Here is a 210-nt window from a genome sequence, read left to right as displayed (position 1 = left end):
GGATTATATCCGCATCTGTTTGGTGCATATACAAACAGTCGGATTGGATATGAACTCTCTTTGATGCTTGAATATACCCACATATAGGATTTCGTTGTTGCCTTTTTACCAGGTTCATTTAGAACTTGAACAGGTGTTTCATCGGCATGGGCATGTTTTGATTCAAGCAGGATTTCATGCATTCTGCCTGTCAGTGGTTTTAACCAGTGT

1 protein-coding gene is annotated in these 210 nt (G+C 40.0%); it reads right to left on the bottom strand.

Translation table 11 applies throughout. The features are described 5' to 3' along the window. Nucleotides 1–210 (bottom strand): IS66 family transposase (locus tag DWY01_RS11845; RefSeq protein ID WP_243002011.1); only part of this gene is annotated, 210 nt, incomplete at both ends.

The organism is Eubacterium sp. AF22-8LB (genome assembly GCF_003458715.1).
Lineage (GTDB): Bacteria > Bacillota_I > Bacilli_A > Erysipelotrichales > Erysipelotrichaceae > Holdemanella.
This window is presented reverse-complemented; position numbering and strand designations above follow the sequence as displayed.